The organism is Cupriavidus sp. Met-2 (assembly GCF_049843575.1).
Lineage (GTDB): Bacteria > Pseudomonadota > Gammaproteobacteria > Burkholderiales > Burkholderiaceae > Cupriavidus > Cupriavidus metallidurans.
In genome coordinates this window covers 1-2,092 of the sequence record NZ_JBBHZL010000047.1, presented here as the reverse complement: position 1 = coordinate 2,092, position 2,092 = coordinate 1, and the positions used below count along the sequence as shown (strand labels likewise).

Below are 2,092 nucleotides of genomic sequence, written 5' to 3'. Positions count from 1 at the left end.
GATCAGGCTGGTGCGCTCGTAGAGCTTGCTGATCAGATGAAACAGCAATGCGCCACCGACCTGGCTGAAGGGCAGATAGCCCAACTCATCGAGGATCACCAGGTCTGCGTACATCAGTCGCGTGGCCAGATGGCCGGGCTTGCCAGAGACCTTCTCCAGTTCCAGTGCGTTGACCAGTTCGACGGTCGAGAAGAAGCGCACCCGGCGGTGGTGATGCTCCACGGCCTGTACACCGATGGCGGTACCCAGATGCGTCTTGCCCGTGCCAGGGCCGCCGACCAGCACCACGTTGTGGGCGGATTCTAGGAACTCGCAGCGGTGGAGTTGCCGCACCAGCGCCTCGTTGGCCTCGCTGCAACTGAAGTCGAAGCCGGTCAGATCCCGGTAGGCCGGAAAGCGCGCCACCTTCATCTGATAGGCCAGCGAGCGCACTTCACGCTCAGTGGTTTCTGCCTTGAGCAGGCGAGACAGAATGGCGACGGCGGACTGATAGGCCGGCGAGTCCTGCGCCGCCAGGTCGCCAAGCGCGTGAGCCATGCCGTGCAGCTTCAAGGATTTGAGCATCTCCATCATGGCTTCATGCTGCATGCGGCACCTCCCGGTCACGCAGACTGTCATAACGCGCGACGTTGGCCTGCGGCTCGACCTGCAAAGCCAGCGCCTGAGGCGTGGTGATGGGGGCTACCGGTCCACCTTCGAGCAGGCGGCTGAGGATATTGAGGACGGTCTGCTTGGAGGCGGCACCTGCCTCGAGCGCCAGCTCCACCGCGGTCAGCACGGCCTGTTCGTCGTGCAATAGGACAAGCGCCAAGATCTCGACCATCTCCCGATCGCCGCCGGGCCGCTTGAGCAGCGTAGCCTGCAGGCGCCGGAAGCCCTCTGGCAACTCGGCGAACGGTGCGCCGTTGCGCAGCGCGCCAGGCTTGCGCTGCAGCACCGCGAGGTAGTGGCGCCAGTCATAGACCGTATGGCCGGGATGGTGACCGCGATTGATGTGCCGTACGTGCTCGGCAATCACCTGGCCTTCGGCGACAAACAAGAGCCGCGTGGCATAGACACGCAGACTGATGGGCCGGTTGGCAAACGAGGCAGGCACGCTGTAGCGGTTGCGCTCGAAGTTCACCAGGCAGGTAGGCGACACGCGCTTGGTGTGTTCGACAAAGCCGTCGAACGCCTGCCCCACCGGCATCAGGTGCGGCCGCTCCAGTGACCAGGCTTCCCAGATGGTCATATCCAGCTCCGGGTGGCGGGTCTGCTGCCACAGGCGCACGCATTGGTCGGCCAACCAATCATTAAGCGCGGCCAGAGAGCCGAAGGCAGGAACACGTTGCCAGATCCGGTGACGGCTGTCCTGGACATTCTTCTCGATCTGGCCCTTCTCCCAGCCCGAGGCTGGATTGCAGAACTCGGCATCGAACAGGTAATGGCTGACCATGGTGCCAAAGCGCAGGTTGACGTCGCGCAGCTTGCCCTGGCGCACCCGGTCGACGGCCGTCTTCATGTTGTCGTAGATGCCGCGGCGCGGGATCCCGCCCCACGCCACAAAGGCATGGTGATGGGCATCGAACAGCATCTCGTGGGTCTGCAACAGGTAGGCGCGCAGGAAGAAGGCCCGACTGTGGCTCAGCTTGAACTGGGCCACCTGCAGCTTGGTGCGCTCGCCGGCGATGACGGCCCAGTCCTCGCTCCAGTCGAACTGGAAGGCCTCACCCTCGGCGAAGCGCAAGGGGATGTAGGTGCCGCGGCCCGACGATCGCGCTTGCTCTTGCTGTTCCTGACGCCAGCGACGCGCGAACGCCGCGACTCGATCATAGGAACCCGTGAAGCCCAGAGCACACAGATCGGCATGGATCTGCTTGAGCGTGCGTCGTTGCTTACGCGGCTTGTTGGCCTCGGTCTTGAGCCACGCGGCGAGCTTGGCGGCATGGCCGTCGAGCTTGCTCGGGCTCTGCCGTGTGGGGTAGGCGGGTGCTGTGACGTCAGTGCGCAGATAGCGCCTGACCGTATTCCTGGAAATACCCAGGCGTCTGGCGATCTCGCGCAGCGGGATCTGGTCGCGAAGATGCCAGCGTCGAATGATGCTCAGTATGGC

The 2,092-nt window shown here is 64.0% G+C and carries 2 protein-coding genes; both read right to left on the bottom strand.

Features of this window, described 5'->3' with window-relative positions; all coding sequences use genetic code 11:
* On the bottom strand, window positions 1-588 hold a 588-nt coding region (istB, locus tag WD006_RS29310; RefSeq protein WP_425648369.1), incomplete at its 3' end, for an IS21-like element ISRme4 family helper ATPase IstB.
* On the bottom strand, window positions 578-2,092 hold a 1,515-nt coding region (gene istA, locus WD006_RS29305; protein WP_425648368.1), incomplete at its 5' end, for an IS21 family transposase. The genes istA and istB, both read right to left, overlap by 11 nt.